General features: G+C 75.0%; 19 protein-coding genes. 11 read left to right on the forward strand and 8 right to left on the reverse strand.

Annotated elements, in window-relative coordinates; translation table 11 throughout:
* Window positions 1-8 precede the first annotated feature (8 nt).
* Window positions 9-1,256, reverse strand: a complete 1,248-nt coding sequence (locus ACWDCZ_RS27510; protein ID WP_449817228.1) for a phosphotransferase — start codon at window positions 1,254-1,256, stop codon at window positions 9-11.
* 96 nt (window positions 1,257-1,352) lie between these two features.
* On the opposite strand from ACWDCZ_RS27510, the gene ACWDCZ_RS27515 reads away from it, so the two are divergent.
* On the forward strand, window positions 1,353-1,856 hold the full coding sequence (locus ACWDCZ_RS27515) for an AAA family ATPase (protein ID WP_449817229.1): 504 nt from the start codon (window positions 1,353-1,355) through the stop codon (window positions 1,854-1,856).
* Window positions 1,857-1,871: 15 nt separating this feature from the next.
* On the opposite strand, the gene ACWDCZ_RS27520 is transcribed toward ACWDCZ_RS27515, so the two are convergent.
* A complete protein-coding gene (locus ACWDCZ_RS27520) occupies window positions 1,872-2,729 on the reverse strand; it encodes a PhzF family phenazine biosynthesis protein (protein ID WP_449817230.1) in 858 nt (285 codons plus the stop codon).
* Between the two features lie 91 nt (window positions 2,730-2,820).
* Window positions 2,821-3,918, reverse strand: coding sequence for a DUF5937 family protein (locus ACWDCZ_RS27525; protein ID WP_449817231.1), 1,098 nt, complete (start codon window positions 3,916-3,918; stop codon window positions 2,821-2,823).
* Between the two features lie 205 nt (window positions 3,919-4,123).
* Here ACWDCZ_RS27525 and ACWDCZ_RS27530 point away from each other — a divergent pair, with 205 nt between their 5' ends.
* The 5 genes from ACWDCZ_RS27530 to ACWDCZ_RS27550 all read left to right on the forward strand — a co-directional run bounded on the left by ACWDCZ_RS27530 (window position 4,124) and on the right by ACWDCZ_RS27550 (window position 8,784).
* Window positions 4,124-5,395 (forward strand): MFS transporter, encoded by a 1,272-nt coding sequence (locus ACWDCZ_RS27530; protein WP_449817232.1) that lies wholly within the window; start codon window positions 4,124-4,126, stop codon window positions 5,393-5,395.
* Window positions 5,396-5,432: 37 nt separating this feature from the next.
* Entirely contained in the window at window positions 5,433-5,999 is a 567-nt protein-coding gene (locus ACWDCZ_RS27535) for a hypothetical protein (RefSeq protein ID WP_449817233.1), read from the forward strand.
* Between the two features lie 138 nt (window positions 6,000-6,137).
* Complete coding sequence (locus ACWDCZ_RS27540; RefSeq protein ID WP_380666003.1) at window positions 6,138-6,941, forward strand: MBL fold metallo-hydrolase; 804 nt, start codon at window positions 6,138-6,140, stop codon at window positions 6,939-6,941.
* 7 nt (window positions 6,942-6,948) lie between these two features.
* Entirely contained in the window at window positions 6,949-7,380 is a 432-nt protein-coding gene (locus ACWDCZ_RS27545) for a nuclear transport factor 2 family protein (RefSeq protein WP_369808330.1), read from the forward strand.
* 138 nt (window positions 7,381-7,518) lie between these two features.
* On the forward strand, window positions 7,519-8,784 hold the full coding sequence (locus tag ACWDCZ_RS27550; protein WP_449817234.1) for an NAD(P)/FAD-dependent oxidoreductase: 1,266 nt from the start codon (window positions 7,519-7,521) through the stop codon (window positions 8,782-8,784).
* 9 nt (window positions 8,785-8,793) lie between these two features.
* Here ACWDCZ_RS27550 and ACWDCZ_RS27555 read toward each other — a convergent pair whose 3' ends face one another.
* On the reverse strand, window positions 8,794-9,771 hold the full coding sequence (locus ACWDCZ_RS27555) for a right-handed parallel beta-helix repeat-containing protein (protein ID WP_449817235.1): 978 nt from the start codon (window positions 9,769-9,771) through the stop codon (window positions 8,794-8,796).
* Between the two features lie 198 nt (window positions 9,772-9,969).
* On the opposite strand from ACWDCZ_RS27555, the gene ACWDCZ_RS27560 reads away from it, so the two are divergent.
* On the forward strand, window positions 9,970-10,389 hold the full coding sequence (locus ACWDCZ_RS27560) for a DUF3592 domain-containing protein (protein ID WP_117492909.1): 420 nt from the start codon (window positions 9,970-9,972) through the stop codon (window positions 10,387-10,389).
* Window positions 10,390-10,448: 59 nt separating this feature from the next.
* Here ACWDCZ_RS27560 and ACWDCZ_RS27565 read toward each other — a convergent pair whose 3' ends face one another.
* Complete coding sequence (locus ACWDCZ_RS27565) at window positions 10,449-11,129, reverse strand: GOLPH3/VPS74 family protein (protein ID WP_449817236.1); 681 nt, start codon at window positions 11,127-11,129, stop codon at window positions 10,449-10,451.
* A 65-nt stretch (window positions 11,130-11,194) separates the two neighbouring features.
* Window positions 11,195-11,764 (reverse strand): Clp protease N-terminal domain-containing protein, encoded by a 570-nt coding sequence (locus ACWDCZ_RS27570; protein ID WP_449817237.1) that lies wholly within the window; start codon window positions 11,762-11,764, stop codon window positions 11,195-11,197.
* Between the two features lie 183 nt (window positions 11,765-11,947).
* Between ACWDCZ_RS27570 and ACWDCZ_RS27575 the strand changes: the two genes are divergently transcribed.
* The 3 genes from ACWDCZ_RS27575 to ACWDCZ_RS27585 all read left to right on the forward strand — a co-directional run bounded on the left by ACWDCZ_RS27575 (window position 11,948) and on the right by ACWDCZ_RS27585 (window position 14,114).
* Window positions 11,948-12,931 carry a S1C family serine protease gene (locus ACWDCZ_RS27575; protein WP_449817238.1) on the forward strand — a complete coding sequence of 328 codons (984 nt, stop codon included), beginning with the start codon at window positions 11,948-11,950 and terminating at the stop codon, window positions 12,929-12,931.
* Window positions 12,932-13,287: 356 nt separating this feature from the next.
* Complete coding sequence (locus tag ACWDCZ_RS27580; RefSeq protein ID WP_049655414.1) at window positions 13,288-13,656, forward strand: RNHCP domain-containing protein; 369 nt, start codon at window positions 13,288-13,290, stop codon at window positions 13,654-13,656.
* Window positions 13,657-13,685: 29 nt separating this feature from the next.
* Window positions 13,686-14,114, forward strand: coding sequence for an RNHCP domain-containing protein (locus ACWDCZ_RS27585; protein WP_074005737.1), 429 nt, complete (start codon window positions 13,686-13,688; stop codon window positions 14,112-14,114).
* Window positions 14,115-14,360: 246 nt separating this feature from the next.
* Here ACWDCZ_RS27585 and ACWDCZ_RS27590 read toward each other — a convergent pair whose 3' ends face one another.
* The gene (locus ACWDCZ_RS27590) at window positions 14,361-14,777 is read right to left on the reverse strand and encodes a hypothetical protein (protein ID WP_143204713.1); all 417 of its coding nucleotides are present in this window, start codon (window positions 14,775-14,777) and stop codon (window positions 14,361-14,363) included.
* A gap of 6 nt (window positions 14,778-14,783) precedes the next feature.
* A complete protein-coding gene (locus tag ACWDCZ_RS27595) occupies window positions 14,784-15,338 on the reverse strand; it encodes a universal stress protein (protein ID WP_387829645.1) in 555 nt (184 codons plus the stop codon).
* A gap of 282 nt (window positions 15,339-15,620) precedes the next feature.
* Between ACWDCZ_RS27595 and ACWDCZ_RS27600 the strand changes: the two genes are divergently transcribed.
* Window positions 15,621-17,411 (forward strand): oleate hydratase, encoded by a 1,791-nt coding sequence (locus ACWDCZ_RS27600; RefSeq protein ID WP_449817239.1) that lies wholly within the window; start codon window positions 15,621-15,623, stop codon window positions 17,409-17,411.
* The last annotated feature ends 119 nt before the right edge of the window (window positions 17,412-17,530 follow it).

A 17,530-nucleotide genomic window follows, 5' to 3' on the forward strand; every position in this document is an offset into this window, starting at 1 on the left:
TCGGCAGTCTACGCGGGCCGACCGGCCGTTCCGCAGGCCAGCAGGGCGCGCAGCTCGGCGGCCGGGTCGCCCTCGTGGTAGGGGCGTTCGCTCTGCTCGATGTGGTCCAGGAACTCCTGGTACCGCAGGGCGTAGGACAGGTGGTAGAGCGGCTCGGCGAGTTCGAGGGCGCGCCCCGGGTCGGAGCCGGGGGCGTGGCGCTGCCAGGCCTCCGTCCAGACCCGGACGTGGTGCTGCCAGGCCTCCTCGCCGAGGTAGGCGCGCGGGCGCAGCCCGTCCAGGGCGGGGTGGCCGAGGCAGGAGTCGGCGTAGTCGACGACCACCGTGCCGGCGCCGTCGGAGCGCCAGTTGCCGGGGTGGAAGTCGCCGTGCAGCAGCGTCTCCGGCAGGCCGCAGTCGGCGAGCCGGTCCAGCAGCCCGGGCAGGTCGGCGGCGAAGGCGGCCAGCCGGTCCAGTTCCTCGGGCGTCAGGTCGGTCTCCTCGGCGAACCGGTCCGACAGGGCCGCCAGCTGGGCCGCCAGGGCGCGCGGGGTGCGGTCGCGCAGGCCGGCCAGGTCGGCCGGGCGGTCGGCGAGCGCGGCCTGGGCGGCGACGAGGCGGGGGACGACGTCGGCCACCGTCCCGGCGGAGGGGCTCCAGCAGTCCTCGCCGGGGACGTGGTCGAGCAGCAGCCGGCCGGCGGAGGGGTCGGCGGCGAGGACGGTCGGGACGAGCCCGCGGTCCACGCCGCCGAGCAGTGCGATGACCTCGCCCTCGTGGGCGTTGAACGCGGGCGTCGTGGTCTTCAGCCAGGCGTCGGCGCCGGTGGCGGTGGGGAGGCGGAACAGGCCGGAGAGGTTCCAGGTCCGGATCTGCCGCGCGGGCCCGGCCGACGGACGGCCGACGGCGGCGAGCCGTGCCTCCGCCCAGTCCAGCGCCTCCCGCAGGCCGCCGGGCGTGGCCCAGGCGGCGCGGCGCTCGGCGGGGCCGAGCAGCGCGGCCGTCCCGTCGTCCGGGGTACCGGCCGTGAGGGCGGTCGGCTGGCGCAGCGCCTCGGCGTGGTAGCGGACCCGCCCGCCGTGGCCCGGGTCCTCGCTCCGGCCTTCGACCAGGCGGGCCACCAGCACCGGCACCCCGGCCGCCTCGGTCGCCCGCGCGACCACCCCGTCCACCGAGGACCACCAGCCGACCTCCACCTCGAACGGGCCCAGCTGCCCGAAGTGCTCGTCGCCGTAGGTGAGATCGACCGTCACGGTCCGGTTGCTCGCTCGCTGCATCGGAGCAGCTTCGCCCACCGGAGCGGCTCGGCGCGAACGAATTTCCGCCCGCCCGGAGCGGGGCGGAGCCGCCCCACCCGGGGCTAACCTGGGCCGGTGACACGGCGATCGGGCACGGTGGTGCTGATGTGCGGTCTGCCCGGGGCGGGCAAGACCACGTATGCGATGGGCCTCGTCCGGCGGGGCTACGCGCGGCTGTCGATCGACGAGGTGGTCTGGGAGCGGCTCGGGCGGTGCGATGCCGGGCTGGTCCTGCCGCGGGCGGAGTTCGACCGGCTCAAGGACGGGATCCGCCGCGAACAGCTCGTCGAACTGGTCGAGTTGATGCGGGCCGGCCGCGATGTGGTGGTCGACTACACCTTCCGCAGCCGCACGGCCCGGGACAACTACAAGGCCCTGGTGGAGAGCCACGGCTGCCGCTGGGAGCTGGTGCACCTCAAGGCCGACCGGGCGACGCTGGAGCGCCGCCTGGCGCTCCGCAACGAGCAGGCCGGCGCCAACTCCGCCTTCGTGACCGCGGAGCTGTTCGACCACTACTTCGACAGTTTCGAGGAGCCCCGGGGCGAGGGCGAGCTGGTCCTGCCGCAGCCCCCGCCCTGAGGTCCTGAACAGGCCCTACCGGATCGCCACCGCCGTGCCGGAGACCCGCACCCGGGTGTCCTCGGCCCGCAGTTCGACCCGCAGGACGCCCGGGCGGCCCAGGTCCTCGCCCTGGTGCAGGGTGAGCACCGCCGGGGCCGTCACCGCGCCGAGCTCCCGCAGGTAGGCGCCGAAGGCGGCCGCGGCGGCGCCGGTGGCCGGGTCCTCGACCACGCCGCCGACCGGGAACGGGTCGCGGACGTGGAAGACCTCGGGGGCCTCCCGCCAGGCGAGCTGCAGGGTGGTCAGGTCGCGGGCGCGCATGTGGGCGGCGAGGCCGTCGAAGTCGTAGTCGAGCCGGGCCAGCCGCTCGCGGGTGGCGACCGGCAGGACGAGGTGGCGGGCGCCCGCGTAGGCGACGCGGGGCGGCAGGGCCGGGTCGAGGTCGGCGGCGGACCAGCCGAGCAGGGCGAGCGCCTCCGCGACGTCGGCCGCCGGCACCTCCTCGACCTTCGGCTCGACGCTGGTGAGGGTGGCGCGCAGCAGCCCGTCGGCCCCGCGCTCGACCCCGACCGGGACGTCCCCGGCCGCGGTCACGAAGACGTACCGCCCGGGGCCGACGTGCTCGGCGAGGGCGACGGCGGCGCCGACCGTCGCGTGCCCGCAGAACGGCACCTCGGCGAGCGGGCTGAAGTACCGTACGCGGTAGGCCCCTTCGGCCGGGCCGGCGGTCAGGAAGGCGGTCTCGGAGTACCCGACCTCGGCGGCGACGGCGAGCATCCGCTCGTCGGTCAGCCCGGTGGCGTCGAGCACCACGCCGGCCGGGTTGCCGCCCTCGGAACGGGTGGCGAAGGCGGCGTAGCGGAGGATCTCAGGAGCGGCGTCGTCGGTCATGATCGGACGAACGCCTGCCGCTCGTCCGCTGTTCCCGCCCACCGGAGCACCGCTTCCACCGGAGCACTGTTTCCCACCGGAGCGGGGGCCCTCACCGCAGCACCGCCTCCAGGAAGTCCGAGCCGAGCCGGGCGCTGCCCGCCAGGTCGAGCTCGTAGAGCATGTACCGTCCGCGCCGCCGGGTCGTCAGCAGTCCGGCCTTGCGCAGCACGGCCAGGTGCCGGGACACCTCGGGCGCGCTGAGCTGCCAGGCGGAGGCCAGTTCGCCGGTGGTGTGCGGGCCGCGGGCCATGGTGCGGGCGAGGCGCAGCCGGACGGGGTGGGCGAGCGCCTCCAGGCGCTGCTGGACGAGGGCGAGCGAGACGGGCTCGGGCAGGCCGGCCTCGGCGACGGGGTACTGGAGGACGGGCCGCCAGCCGCTCGCGTGCACCACCAGCAGGTGCGGGCGGCCGAAGGCGGTCGGGATGAAGGTGACGCCCCCGGAGTCGGTGCCGCTGGTGGCGCTGTCCTGGAGCTTGTCGATGACGATCCGGCGCCGTCCGTCCCCGCCCTGGTCGAGCGTGACGGAGGGCGAGACGTCGGCGAGCGCCTCGGCGAGGCCGCGGCGGGCGAGCAGGTCGGCCTTGCGCCGGGCGTCGGCGGCGAGGTCGGGCAGGACGCGCTGCCAGGCGTCGGCGAAGAACGCGGACCGGCAGTCCTCCAGCATCCGCCGCACCAGGGCCCGGACGGCCGGCGGGTCGGCGAGCAGCCGGTCGGCGAAGGCGGCCTGCCGGGGGCCGCGGGCGAGGGCGAGTTCCCGGGCCCGCTCGTTGGCGTCCGGGTCGGTGAGCGGGGAGCCCATCCGGCGGGTGAGCCGGGAGGAGCCGCAGGTGGTGATGAGGGCGGCGGCGACGTACAGCTCGTCGTCGATCCGGTCGATGGCGTCGAGTTCCTCGTCGAGCGTGGCGCCGGGCAGGCCGGGGACGAGGAAGTCGGCGCGCGAGGAGCGCCAGAGGAAGTCGGCCTCCAGGAGCCGTTCGGACAGCTCGGGCGGGATCACGGCGGCGGTGCAGCCGGCCCAGCCGTGCAGCGAGGGGTGGTGCGCGGGCTCGGCGAGCACGTGCAGCATGGCGTTCAGCTCGCCGAGCGGGGAGGGCGTGAAGAGCAGGCGCTCGTCGGGCAGGCCGGTGATGTCGATCGTCAGGCTCATGCGCCCGCCTCTCCCCCGGCCTCCGGCCGGGGGTACCCCCAGCGCTCCGCAGGGGCATGCGCCCACACGCTGGTCCTGATGGTTCGCTCGCTCCGCTCACTCACGCGTTCGATCCTGTCACCCCGCCCGACGGCCTCCGCCGCGGATTGACGGTAAGCGTCAATCCGCGTGCCAGGCGGTCCGACCTGGGCGGACGGTACCGGCCATGAGCCTGATCCGGGAGAAGACCGTCCACGACCACGCGGCCGCCCGCCACGGCGAGCCGCCCGCCCCGCCGATCGGCACGGGCCGCCGGGGGCCGTCCGCGCTGCTGGGCCTGCTGACCGCCGCCGGCGGGCCCCGGTACGCCGTCGCGCTGGCGGTGGACGCGGTGGGCGGCGGCCTGCTGCGGCCGTTCCTGCTGCTGTACGGCATCGGCGTGCTGCGCCTCGGCGCGGGGGCGGCCGGGCTGGCGCTGTCCGCCGGGATGGTGGCGGGCCTGCTGGTGGTGCCGCTGACCGGCCGCTGGATCGACCGCGGCGCCCGCACCCTGCCCGCCGCCGTCACCCTGCTGGTGCGGGCGGCGGGTGCGCTGGCGCTGCTGCTCGCGGACGGCCAGCCGGGGTTCACCGCGGCGGCGGTGCTGTTCGGGGTGGGCAGCCAGTCCTGGCCGACCACCCACGCGGCCGTGGTGAGCACGCTGACCGAAGGCCGGCTGCGGGACGCCGCGCTGGCCGCCGGGCGGTCGCTGCGCAACGCCGGGATGGGCACGGGCGCGCTGCTGGCCACCGTGGCGGTGAGCGGCGGGACGGGTGTGATCCGGCTGCTGGCCGGGGTGACGGGCGCGGCCTGCCTGGTCGCGGCCGCCCTGGTGGGCTCGCTGCGGGTGCGGGCCCCGCGGCAGGAGCGGCCGGCGGACACCCGGGAGCGGGCGGAGCCGCTGCGCCGGATCACCCTGCTGAGCCTCGCCAACGTGCCGTACGCGTTCTGCTTCGACGTGCTGGAGGTGGCGCTGCCCGCGCTGCTGGTGCTGCACCTGCACGCCTCGCCGGCCTGGTCCTCGGGCGTCTTCGTCGGCAACACGGTGCTGGTGATCGCCCTGCAGCTGGCGCTGGTGCTGAAGCTGGCGGACCGTTCGCGGCACACCGTGCTGGCGGCCTCGGGGGCGCTGCTGGCGGTGTCCTACCTGGCCTTCTGGGCGGTCGGCTCGCTGGGCGGCGTGCCGGGGGCGGCGGGCGTCGCGGCGGTCTCGGTGCTGTACACGTTGGGCGAGATCCTCTACACCGGCTCGGGGACGGCGCTGGTGGCGTCCGTCGCCCCGCCGCACCTGCTCGGCCGGGCGCTGGCGCGCTGGGAGCTGTCCTCGGGGGTGGGGCGGGCGGCCGCGCCGGCCGTGCTGACGGCGCTGCTGGCCGCTGGACCGGGGGCGCTGTGGGCGTCGCTCGCCGCCGCCACGGCGCTGGGGGCGCTGGCGGTGCTGCGGCTGGGTCCGCGGTGAAGGCCGTAGCCCCGACCCCGGTGGGATGATCGGCCCCATGGCTCTCACCCCGCACCAGCAGCACCTCCGCGACCGGATCATGGCCGCCGGGGTGACCGCTCCGCCGGAGCCGTGGCGGCCCGTCGGCCGGGGGATGATCGCGGTCGGCGGGCTGCTCGGCATCGGCTTCGCCGTCCACCCGGAGAGCGGGCACGACCTGGTGCTGACGGTCTCGCACAGCGGCCACGGCCTGTTCGACGCGGTGACCGGCCTCAAGCTGGCCCGCGACCACGAGCCCGCCGAGGACCCGGACGGCCAGGACCTCGCCTGCCCCGGCCTCGGCCAGGTCGCGGACGTGCGCATCCCGGTGGCGGGGACGTGGGGCGGCGGGCTGCACACCGCCGCCGACGGGGGCTGGCACATCGAGGTGGTCGCGCCGGAGTGGCCGCACCACCGGGTGCTGCTCGCCAGCGGCCGGGGGCCGTGGCAGGGCGAGCACGGCGAGAACTGGTGGCTGGTCCTCGACTCCTCCTGGTCCACCTTCCGCGCGGCCGGCTTCTCCCCGACCGGCCGGACCCTCGCGGTGGCCACCAGCAGCGACCTCACGCTCTGGACCCGCGGCTAGGGCCTGTCTTCAAACTCGCGTCTGCGGGGCGACGCCGGGAGTTTGAAGACAGGCCCTAGGCCTTCCGGATGCGGACGGGCCGCGGACCGGTGATGCTGACGGCGAGGCGTGACCGGCCCGAGGAAGGACCAATCAAGCATGAGCGCACTCGACTTCGAGATCATCGACAGCCCCGACAGCTCGCTCAACAAGACCTCCGTCCTGGTCACCGGCCCGCAGGACGCGCTGCTGGTGGACGCCGGGTTCACCCGCTCCGACGGGCGCCGGCTGGTGGAGCGGATCAGGGCGAGCGGCAAGGAGCTGACCACGGTCTTCGTCAGCCACGGCGACCCGGACTTCTACTTCGGCGCCCAGGAGGTCCAGGACGCCTTCCCGCGGGCCCGCTTCCTGGCCACCGCCACGACCGTCGAGCACATCCAGGAGACGTACGAGGCCAAGCTGCGCGCCTGGGCCCACCTGGGCCCGGAGCTGCCCACCCGGCTGGTGCGGCCCGAGGTGCTGCACGGGGACGAGCTGGTCTTCGAGGGCCACCGCTTCGAGCTGCGCGGCGCCGACTTCCACCTGCCGGACCGGCACTACCTCTGGCAGCACCACCACCGGGCCGTGCTGGGCGGGGTGCTGCTCTTCGAGGGGCTGCACGTGTGGACCGCCGACACCCCGACCTCCGCCCAACGGGCCGCCTGGATCGACCTGTTGGACGGCATCGAGGCGCTCCACCCGACCTGGGTGGCGGCCGGCCACCGGATCGCCGGCGCGCCCACGGACCTGAACGCCGTCGACCACACCCGGGCCTACCTGCGCGCCTTCGAGACCGAGATCGGCCGGGCCGCGGACGCGGCCGCCGCCAAGGAGGCGCTGGAGCGGCGCTTCCCGACGCTGGGGCTGCGGATCGCGGTGGACATCGGCACCAAGGTCGTCATGGGCGAGATGGCGTGGGGGTGAGCGGACGGTGATCGAGATCCCCCGGGACGTCGCCTCCTTCGCCGAGTCGCAGTCCCCCGCCGACGTGGTGCGCCGCCAGTACCTGGCCTCCGCCCGGGGCGACCTGGCCGCGCTGCGCGCCACCCTGGCCGAGGACGTGGAGTGGACCGAGATGGCCGGCTTCCCGCTGGGCGGCACCTACCGCACTCCGAAGGGCGTCACCACCAACGTGATGGAGCGGCTGGCCGCCGACTGGGACGACTGGACGGCGCACGACGACAGCTACGTGGTGGACGGCGAGGACGTCGTGGTCCTGGCCCGCTACACGGCCGTCCACAGGGCCACCGGAAAACCGCTCGCGGTGCGGGTCGCCCACCACTTCACCGTGCGCGGCGGCCGGATCGTGCGTTTCGAGCAGTTCACCGACACCGCGCTGGTCAGGGAGGCGATGACGGCCTGAGGCCCGCACGGGACCCTCGCGACGCCCGCGTTCACTCGTACGGGCGAGCGCGGCGCGGCGCGCCAGGCGCGGTCTCGACAGACCACCCGGACGGCGGCAGGCTGACCCCGACCACGGCCGGAGAACGAGGAGTCGAGCATGGCGGGCACGGACACCGGGACCACCGGAGCGGACGGCGGGCGGCAGCGCCCGATCGTCGTCGTCGGGGCGTCCCTGGGCGGCGCGAAGGCGGCCGAGGCGCTGCGCGAGGCCGGCTACCGGGGCGGCATCGTCCTGATCGGCGAGGAGCACGAGCGCCCGTACGAGCGGCCGCCGTTGTCCAAGGGCTACCTGCAGGGCAAGACGCCCCGGGAGAAGATCTACGTCCACCCGCCGCAGTGGTACGCCGAGCACGACGTCACGCTGCGGCTGGGCACGGCGGTGGCCGAGATCGACCCGGCCGGGCACACCGTGACGCTCGCCGACGACGGCCGGATCGAGTACGCCAAGCTGCTGCTGACCACCGGCTCGGTGCCGCGCCGACTGCCGGTGCCCGGCGCGGACCAGGACGGGGTGCTCTACCTGCGCCGGGTCGAGGACAGCGACCGGATCAGGGCGGCGCTGCGGCCCGGGGCCCGGATCGCGGTGATCGGCGCGGGCTGGATCGGGCTGGAGGTGGCGGCCGCGGCCCGCGAGGCGGGCGCCGAGGTGACGGTGCTGGAAGCGCTGGAACTGCCGCTGCTGCGGGTGCTCGGCCGGGAGGTCGCCCAGGTCTTCGCCGACCTGCACCGGGAGCACGGGGTGGACCTGCGCCTCGGTGTGAAGGTGGCCGAACTGACCGGCGAGGGCGGCTCGGTGACCGGCGTGAAGCTCGCCGACGGCACGACGGTGGCGGCCGACGCGGTGGTCGTCGGCATCGGCATCGCCCCCGCCACCGGCCTCGCCGAGGCGGCCGGGCTGGAGGTCGACAACGGGATCAAGACCGACCAGCACCTGCGCACCTCGGACCCGGACGTGTACGCGGCCGGCGATGTCGCCAACGCCTACCACCCGCTGTTCGGCAGGCACGTCCGGGTCGAGCACTGGGCCAACGCGCTCAACCAGCCGCAGACCGCCGCCCGCGCACTGCTCGGGCAGCCGGACGCGGTGTACGACCGGGTCCCGTACTTCTTCACGGATCAGTACGACCTCGGCATGGAGTACGTCGGCTACGTCGAACCCGACGGCTACGACCGGGTGGTGTTCCGCGGCGACCCGGCCACCCGCGAGTTCATCGCGTTCTGGCTCTCCGGCGGCCGGGTGCTCGCGGGGATGAACGTCAACGTCTGGGACGTCACCGACCCGATCCGCGAACTGGTGCGCTCGGGGCGGGTGGTGGACACCAAGGCGCTGGCCGACCCGAAGGTGCCGCTCGGGGACCTGTAGGGTCCGGCCTCAGCCCACCGGGATGCCGGGGTTCACCAGCCCCCGGCCCCCGGTGACGGTGTTGCCCGCGCCGATCGTCACCGTGCAGTTCGCCGCGTCGTAGTCGGTCACGTCGATCGCGTAGCGGTCCGGGCCGGTGGCGCCGGTGAGGTCGGAGCGGTTGCCCCGGAAGACGGTGCCGCAGCCCCAGCCCGGCCGGACGCTGTGGACCTGGTAGCCGTCGTCGGTGGTGCGCCGGCCGGTGTTGTTCTCGACGACGTAGCCGTTGCCCTTCACGTCGACCCAGGAGTCGTCGTAGTTGCGCCCGGTGAGGCCGTCGCCGTCGAAGGTGTTGCCGGAGACGAGGCCGCCGACGGTGCCCTCCTTGAGGTCGACGTTCTCGGCGCCGATGTTCGGGCCGAAGGTGTTCCCGGTGATCCGCACGTAGTCGCTGTGGTCGGTCAGGGTGTTGGCGGTGCCGACGTAGACGCCCTCGCCCATGCCGTCCCGGCTGAGGCCGGTGTCGTGGATGCGCGAGCCGCGCAGCGTGCCGTGGGCGCTGGAGTTGCGGAAGTGCACGCCCTCCATGGTGGTGTGGTGGACCGTCACGTCGTCGAGGACCACGTAGTCGGCGGAGTCGGCCATGATGCCCTTCTGGGCCCCGGTGACGGTCAGCCCCTGGACGGTCCAGTAGCTCGCGCCGTCGAGGTGGAGGCCGTAGCCGCCGCCGGTGGGGGTGGTGAGGACGGCCTTCGCCGAGCCGGTGAGGGTGATCCGGGCGGCGGCGGTGCCGGGGGTGGTGGCCTTGAAGGTGCCGGTGTAGGTGCCGTCGGCGAGCTGGATGGTCTGGCCGGGCGCGGCGGCGGCGAGCGCGCTCTGGAGCTGCTTGGCGGTGCCGACCTTGACCACGGCCGCGGGGGCGGCGGAGTCGGTGGCCACGGCCGCGGGGGCGGCGCTGCCGAGGGTGAGGACGGTGAGCGCGGCGAGGAGAGCGGGGCGCCTGGTCACGGACGGTGCTCCTTGCGGTGGTCGGGGCCGGCCGGAGGACGGGGCCGGTGGCGACAGGAACATGCCGTCGCCCAGAGTGGACTGGACCATTCCGAGGCGTCAAGAGTGCCTCCCCGCGCGATACTGGAGCCCTGGGGGAACCCCGGACAGGGTCGGTCAGGATCGGTCGGGGTCGGACGGTCGGAGAGGGAGGCGGCGATGGGCGGCGGTACGGCCGGGTTCGCCGTGGTGGTGTTCGGCGCGCTGGGCGGCGTGGTCGCCTACCTCGCCGGGGTGGTCGGCCTGCGCGAACTGCGGAGGCTGCGCCGGGTCGGCGTCCCCGTGCGGGCGCTGGTACGCGAGCGTGCCGCGGCGCCGGAGGACCGCGCGCTGCCGCCGCGGCCACTGCTCCAGTTCGAGACCGAGGACGGCCGGGTGGTCGAGGTCTTCTCCCCCGTCCCCTCCACCGCCCGCCACCCGCTGCCGGACGGCGGCTTCGTCCCGGTCCGCTACGACCCGGCGGACCCGCGGCAGGTGCTGGTGGACGGGCGGGAGCGCGCGGGGCTGGAGTACGGGTTCCTCGCGCTCGGGGTGCTGGTGGTGCTCGGCTCGATCACCCTCGGCGCCGCGGTGCTCTGAGCGGTACGGCGCACGCGGGCGGGCGGGCCGCGCCCGACCCGCCGGCCCGCCCGACGCGCTCAGACGGTGGCCGCGGTGGTCGCCGCCACGGTGGTCGCGATGGTGACGGCGGCCATGGTGAGCTGCACGGCCCGGATCGCCTCGCGGACGGAATCGGCCGCCCCGTCACCGGCGGCGATCTCGGCGAAGCGCGGCTCGACCTGCTTGCGGGGCAGCTCGGGGAAGGCCAGCCCGTGCAGCCGGGAGCCGTGCAGCAGGGCCACCAGGGCGGCGGTGCGCAGGTCCGGTTCGGCGCCGTCCAGCACCACCGCGGCCAGCCGCGCGCGCAGTTCGCGCTCCGCGCCGCCGTCCGCCTCCGGGTAGCGGCGGACCGGGAAGATGCCCAGCGCGCGGCGGCGCTCCTCGACCACCAGGCCGCGCTCGCACAGCCGCGCGACGGTGTCGGCGACCACCGTCGACCGGTCCCTGGTCAGCCAGTCGGCCGCCTTGGCCTTGCCGGAGCGGCGTCCGGCGGCCCACTCGTCGAGGCGGGTCAGCCGGCCGTCCACCAGCGGTTCGCCGGTCGGGGTGCGGTCGGTGACGGTGAGCCGGCCCTCGTCGATCGCGACCCGCTCGGCCAGCACCAGCTCGGCCAGGATGCCGCCCGCGGCGGCCCAGGCGGCGGTGGCGGCGTCCTTCGCCACGCCGGACTCGTCGTCCAGCGAGAGCAGCATCAGCTCCTCGGCGAGGGTGACGTGCATCGGGGTGTCCCTTCTTCTCGGCTTCTCGGCTTGTCGCGGCCACGCGGGCCCCAGGCGCGTAGCCCTCAGCCCCGCAGGGCGTCGACCAGGCGTCGGGCCCTGGTGTCCTCCTCCAACAACGCCCGGAGCAACCGATCAGTGCCCTGACCTGCGACGTCGGCCAGGTAGGCCTCCACCGAGCGAGGGTCGGCGGGCAGCGTCACCTCGCCGGAGTCGAGCGCGGCGTGCGCCCGGGCGTAGTCGAGGCCGAGACCGGCGAGCAGTTCGCCGGCGCCGTCCTCCTCCACCGGCCGCGGCTCGTGGCGGGCCACCTCGTGCACGGCCAGCAGGGCGAGCAGGACGTGCTCGGTGCCGGGCGTACGGCGTCCGAGGCGCTCGGCCTGGGCGTCGGCCTCCGGCCGGATCCAGGCCGCCGGACCGGACGGGCCCGGCTGCAGCAGGCGCTTCCAGCGCGGGGCCGGGTGGGCGCGGCGGGCCAGCAGCGCCTCCCGGGTGGGGCGCAGCAGCGGGTCGAGGGCACCCGGCGCGGCCGGGTCGCCCGCCGAGACCGGCGAATCCGGTAATTCCGGTGGGTTCAACGAGTTCGGTGAGACCGGCGAGTCCCGCCGGTCCGGCTCCGGCACGGTCGTTTCCATCGGCCCTCCCACGACTGCGGCTTTACTCGGACTATACGCTCGCTTTTCCTTCTCTTGGGCATTTTCCGCACGTCAAGAAAGCGTCAGGACGGCGCCGGCGGCGGGCCCGGAAGACCGGGCGCCCCACCATTGTTGCCATCTGGTGCCATCGTGAGAACCGCGCCCGCGAGAGGGGTGAGCACCATGGCCGACACGCTCCCCGGGCCGGGCCCGGTCCCCGAGGCGCAGGCGCCGCTGGACGCCTACTCCCGGGTCGTCACCTCCGTCGCCGCCGCGCTGACCCCGCGGGTCGCCGCGCTCCAGGTGCCCCGGCGCGGCCGGGGCGGCTGGTTCAGCACCGCGCTCGGCTCGGCGGTGGTCTTCACCGAGGACGGGTTCCTGGTCACCAACGCCCATGTGGTCGGCCACGCCGACGCCGGGACGCTGGCCTTCGCCGACGGCACCACCTCCCCCTTCCACACCATCGGTGCCGACCCGCTCTCCGACCTGGCCGTGCTGCGCGCCGACGGGCCCACGCCGTCGCCGGTGACGCTCGGCGAGGCGACCGGCCTGCGGGTCGGGCAGCTGGTCGTGGCCGTCGGCAACCCGCTGGGCCTGGCCGGGTCGGTCACGGCGGGCGTGGTCAGCGCGCTGGGCCGCTCGATCCCGGCCCGCTCCGGCAGCGCGGTGCGGGTCATCGACAACGTGATCCAGACCGACGCCGCGCTCAACCCGGGCAACTCCGGCGGCGCGCTGGCCACCGCGGACGGCCAGGTGGTCGGCATCACCACGGCGGTGGCCGGGAACGGGCTCGGCCTGGCCGTCCCGATCGACGCCACCAGCCGCCGGATCGTCGCCGCGCTGCTCGCCGACGGCCGGATCCGCCGCGCCTACCTCGGCCTCGCCGGGGTGCCCGCGCCCCTGCCGCCCGCCCTGCGCCACCGCACCGGACAGCCCACCGGTCTGCGGATCGTCGAGGTGGTGCCCGGCGCGCCCGCCGACCGCGCCGGGCTGCACGAGGGCGACCTGCTGCTCACCGCCGCCGGGGAGCCGATGGGCAGCGCCCAGGCCCTCCAGCGCCTGATGCTGGCCGACGCGATCGGCCGCCCGCTCCCGCTCACCGTCCTGCGCGGCGAGGCCCTGGTCGACGTGCTCGCCGTCCCGGCGGAGCTGCCCGCCGACGACTGACCGGGAGCCTGGACCGTCGGCAGGGCCGGGGCCGGGACCGAGCGCCGACGGCATCCTGGTCACCTCCATACCGACATCGTGCGCGCCCTTATGTCCGGCGCCGCGACGAGGGCCGGAGCGGGGAGAAAACCGTTGGCGCCCGGGCGACCGGCGTGATTAGGCTGACGCCGTTCCGTACCGATCGACCCGGGCTGCCGCCCGACCGGAGAGGGTGTCTTGATGTCCCGGATCGCGCCGAGTGCGCCTCGCCACCGTCCGACGACCACCGTCTGACGAGCATCGCCTGACGACCAGTCGAGGCCGCTCGGCCTGCTCTTGCTGCCACTGCACGAACCCCCCAGCAAGGAGCACCCCGGGTGTCCAGCACCTCCAGCACTCCCCCCGTTCTGAAGACCTCCACCTTCGCCTGCGCCTGGTGCGGTCTGACCGTCTCCACCTACGCCGCCGACGGCACGCGGCGCAACCACTGCCCGTCCTGCCTGCACTCGCAGCACGTCCTCGACCACGTCGAGGGCGGGCCGAGCGACTGCCTGGGCCGGATGTCGCCGATCGCCATCGCCGTGCTGCGCACCGGCGACTGGACGGTCGTCCACCGGTGCGTGCGCTGCGACGAGCTGACGTCCACCCCGGTCTGCACGGACGACAACCAGCTCGTCCTGATGCGGATGGCCGTCCGGCCGCTCGCCCAACCGCCGTTCCCGCTCGAAGCGTTCGGCACCCTCTGAAGCGCGCCCGGAAGAGGGAGGACCGAACCATGCCACGACGCAAGAACACCGGCGGCGGGGGTCGGCGGGACCGCCGCCCGCAGCGGTACAAGGACGTCCTGCACGGGCAGGGCGGGCACCGGGCGCACGCCTTCCGCTGCGTGGACTGCCGGTTGGACGTCCCGCTGGACGCCCCCGGCACCGCCCACCGCAACCACTGTCCGAACTGCCTGGCCAGCCGTCATGTCGACGGCCGGACACCCGGCGACCGGGCGGCCGGCTGCGGCGGCCGGATGACGGTGCTGAGCCTGTCGGTCCGCGCCGACGGCGAGTGGATGATCATCCACCAGTGCCTGTCCTGCGGCGAGTTGAGCGCCAACCGGATCGCCGGGGACGACAACGCCCTGGCCCTGGTCCGGCTCGCGCTCAAACCCCTGCGGGACACCACCGTGGCGCACCGCACGATGCTCACGCTGTAGGCACGCGTCCCCCGCGCGCCCCCGCGCGTCCCCGTGTCTCCGACCGGGACGCGCCTATGACCGGGGCGCGCGGGGCGGTCGCGGCGGGCCTGTCCGTACGGGCGGGCCCGCTGTCCGAACCGTCGACCGCTCCGCGCGCCCGGCCACCTGTCCCCACCGGTTCGCCGGGGGGCTCCGGATACCGGCCGGAGCCCCGGTTCCTCGGCGCGGTCCGTCCGTACGGGCGGACCGTTCACGGGCCGCGCCTCAGACCGGGCGGTCCGGGCGCAGCAGCGCCACCCGCACCGAGCGGCGCGGGAGGGCGGCGGGCAGGGCCGCCAGCAGGGCGGCGGCGGTGAACACCGCGTAGTGCCCGGCCTCCACCCACGGTCCCGCCCAGCCGAGTTCGCCGTGGTGGTGTTCGGCGAAGGCGTTGCGGCAGAGCCAGGCGGCCAGGCCGATCAGCGGCGCGGCCGCCGGCCGGGAGCGGCGGCCGACCAGGGCGCACAGCGCCAGGTAGCCGACGTACGGCAGCGGGCCCGAGTGCAGTTCGCCGAGGACGCCGAGCACCAGCGCCACTCCGCCGCCCGCGAGCAGCGCCACGCTGCCCGCGGTGCCGGCCGACAGCCGCTCCAGCACGGGGTGGTAGCGGGTGCCGCCGGGGCGGGCCGAGTACATCCGCACCGCGGACTACCGCTCCGCCGCGAGGAGTTCGGGCGCGGGCCCGACCGGCAGGTGCCAGCGGGTGCGGCGGTGCAGGGCCTCCAGGTCGTGCAGCAGCTCGGGGGCCGGGACGGTGAGCACCGGGCAGCCGGCCCGCCGGGCGCAGTAGGCGGGCACCGCGCGCCGCAGCCGGCGGCGCAGCGGGCCGCCGCTGTGGCCGAGGACCAACAGGTCGTCCGGCCGGTCGGCGATGTGCAGCAGGGCCGGGCCGGTGTCGCCGCGGACCAGCACCGGGCGCATCGGCACGCCGGGGCCGGCGCCGCCGAAGGCCGCGTCGAGGGCGTCCCGCAGCCGCTGGTCGGCGGCCTCCCGGACGGCAGCGAGCAGCGGCGGGCAGGGCGAGCGCCGGTAGCCGTGTTCGCCGCCGGGGGGCTCCCAGGCGAGCACCGGCACCAGGACGGCGCCGCGGTCGCGGGCCTCGGCGGCGCCCCGGTGCAGTGCGGCCAGGCTGCCCAGCGAGCCGCTGACCCCGACCACCACCCTGGGTGCCGCGCCGTCCTCGTGCCGCCCGTTGCCGTGCATGTTCCGTCCTCGTGTGGTCGTGTTCTCCGTCGCCCCCCAGCCAACCGCCGCGCCGGGGCTGACCTGCGCTCCTTGACGGCTTCCTGACGTCCCGGAGGGCGTTCCCAACGCGCTCCATACGCGGCCCGCCGGGTTCCCGCGCCGCCGGGACCACCCGCGTCTCACCCGTTCGGCCTACTCAGCGGGCGAAGATCACCGCCGGATGGGTGGATGGAGACGGCCCGCCGGGATTCGGCATGCCCGCCGGGCGGTTCGATGTCGAACGTTCTAGGGAGCACGGGCTTGTACTACAGCAGCGGCAACTACGAGGCGTTCGCCCGGCCGAGGAAGCCCGAGGGGGCCGACCGCAAGCGGGCCTGGTTCGTCGGGTCGGGGCTCGCCGCACTGGCCGGGGCGGCGTTCCTGGTCCGGGACGGCCAGGTGCCCGGCGAGCGGATCACAATCCTGGAGCGGCTGAAGCTGGCCGGTGGCGCGCTGGACGGGATCGAGGTGCCCGAGAAGGGCTTCGTGGTCCGCGGCGGGCGCGAGCTGGAGGACCACATGGAGTGCCTGTGGGACCTCTTCCGCTCGGTGCCCTCGCTGGAGGTCGAGGGCGCCTCCGTCCTCGACGAGTTCTACTGGCTCAACAAGGACGATCCCAACTTCTCGCTCCAGCGGGTCACCGAGCGGCGGGGCCAGGACGCGCGCACCGACGGCCTGTTCGCGCTCGACGACAAGGCGCAGAAGGACCTGGTCCGGGTCTTCCTCGCGACCCGGGAGGAGCTGGAGGGCAAGCGGATCGACGAGGTCTTCTCGCGGAACTTCCTGGACAGCAACTTCTGGCTGTACTGGCGCACCATGTTCGCCTTCGAGGAGTGGCACGGGGCGCTGGAGATGAAGCTCTACCTGCACCGCTTCATCCACCACATCGGCGGCCTGCCGGACCTGTCCGCGCTGAAGTTCACCAAGTACAACCAGTACGAGTCGATGGTCCTGCCGCTGACCCGCTGGCTGGCGGACCAGGGCGTGCGGTTCCGCTACGAGGTCGAGGTCACCGACATCGACTTCGACCTCGCCCCCGGCAGCGACGGCTCCCCCGGCCGCAAGCAGGCCACCCGGATCCACTGGCGGGAGGCCGGCCGGGAGGGCGGGGTGGACCTCGGCCCGGACGACCTGGTGTTCACCACCATCGGCTCGCTCACCGAGAACTCCGACGACGGCGACCAGCACACCCCGGCCCGGCTGGACGAGGGCCCGGCCCCGGCCTGGGACCTGTGGCGCCGGATCGCCGCCAAGGACCCGGCCTTCGGCCGCCCCGAGGTGTTCTGCGGCAACATCCCGGAGAGCAAGTGGGAGTCGGCGACCGTCACCACCCTGGACCCGCGCATCCCGCGCTACATCCAGAAGGTCGCGCGGCGCGACCCGTTCGGCGGCGGTGTGGTCACCGGCGGCATCGTCACCGCCCGGGACTCCTCCTGGCTGCTGAGCTGGACGGTCAACCGCCAGCCGCACTTCAAGCAGCAGCCCGCCGACCGGATCGTGGTCTGGGTCTACTCGCTGTTCGTCGACCGACCCGGCGACTTCGTGAAGAAGCCGATGCAGGAGTGCACGGGTGAGGAGATCACCCAGGAGTGGCTGTACCACCTGGGCGTCCCGGTCGGCGAGATCCCCGACCTGGCCGCGAACGCCGCCCGCTGCGTGCCGGTGATGATGCCGTACGTGACGTCCTTCTTCCTGCCCCGGCACGCGGGCGACCGGCCGGACGTGGTGCCGGAGGGCGCCGTCAACTTCGCCTTCATCGGCCAGTTCGCGGAGACCACCCGGGACTGCATCTTCACCACCGAGTACTCCGTGCGCACCGGCATGGAGGCCGTCTACCGGCTGCTCGACGTCGAGCGCGGCGTGCCCGAGGTGTTCAACTCCACCTACGACGTGCGCAAGCTGCTCGCCGCCACCACCCGGCTCCGGGACGGCGCCGAACTCGACCTGCCCGGGCCGGAGTTCCTGCGCAAGCGGCTGCTGCGCCGGCTGGAGGCCACCGAGATCGGCGAGCTGATGCAGGAGTTCGGGCTGATCGAGGACGAGCGGAGGTAGCCGGAGCGCACTGTCGGCGCTGACGGTGGTGGGGGGGGGGGGGGGGGGCCCCCCCCCCCCCCCCCCCCGCGAGAGCGTATTTTAACCCTTATTTAAAGACGCCAAAAAACAAAAACAAT

The organism is Kitasatospora sp. NPDC001225 (genome assembly GCF_053597855.1).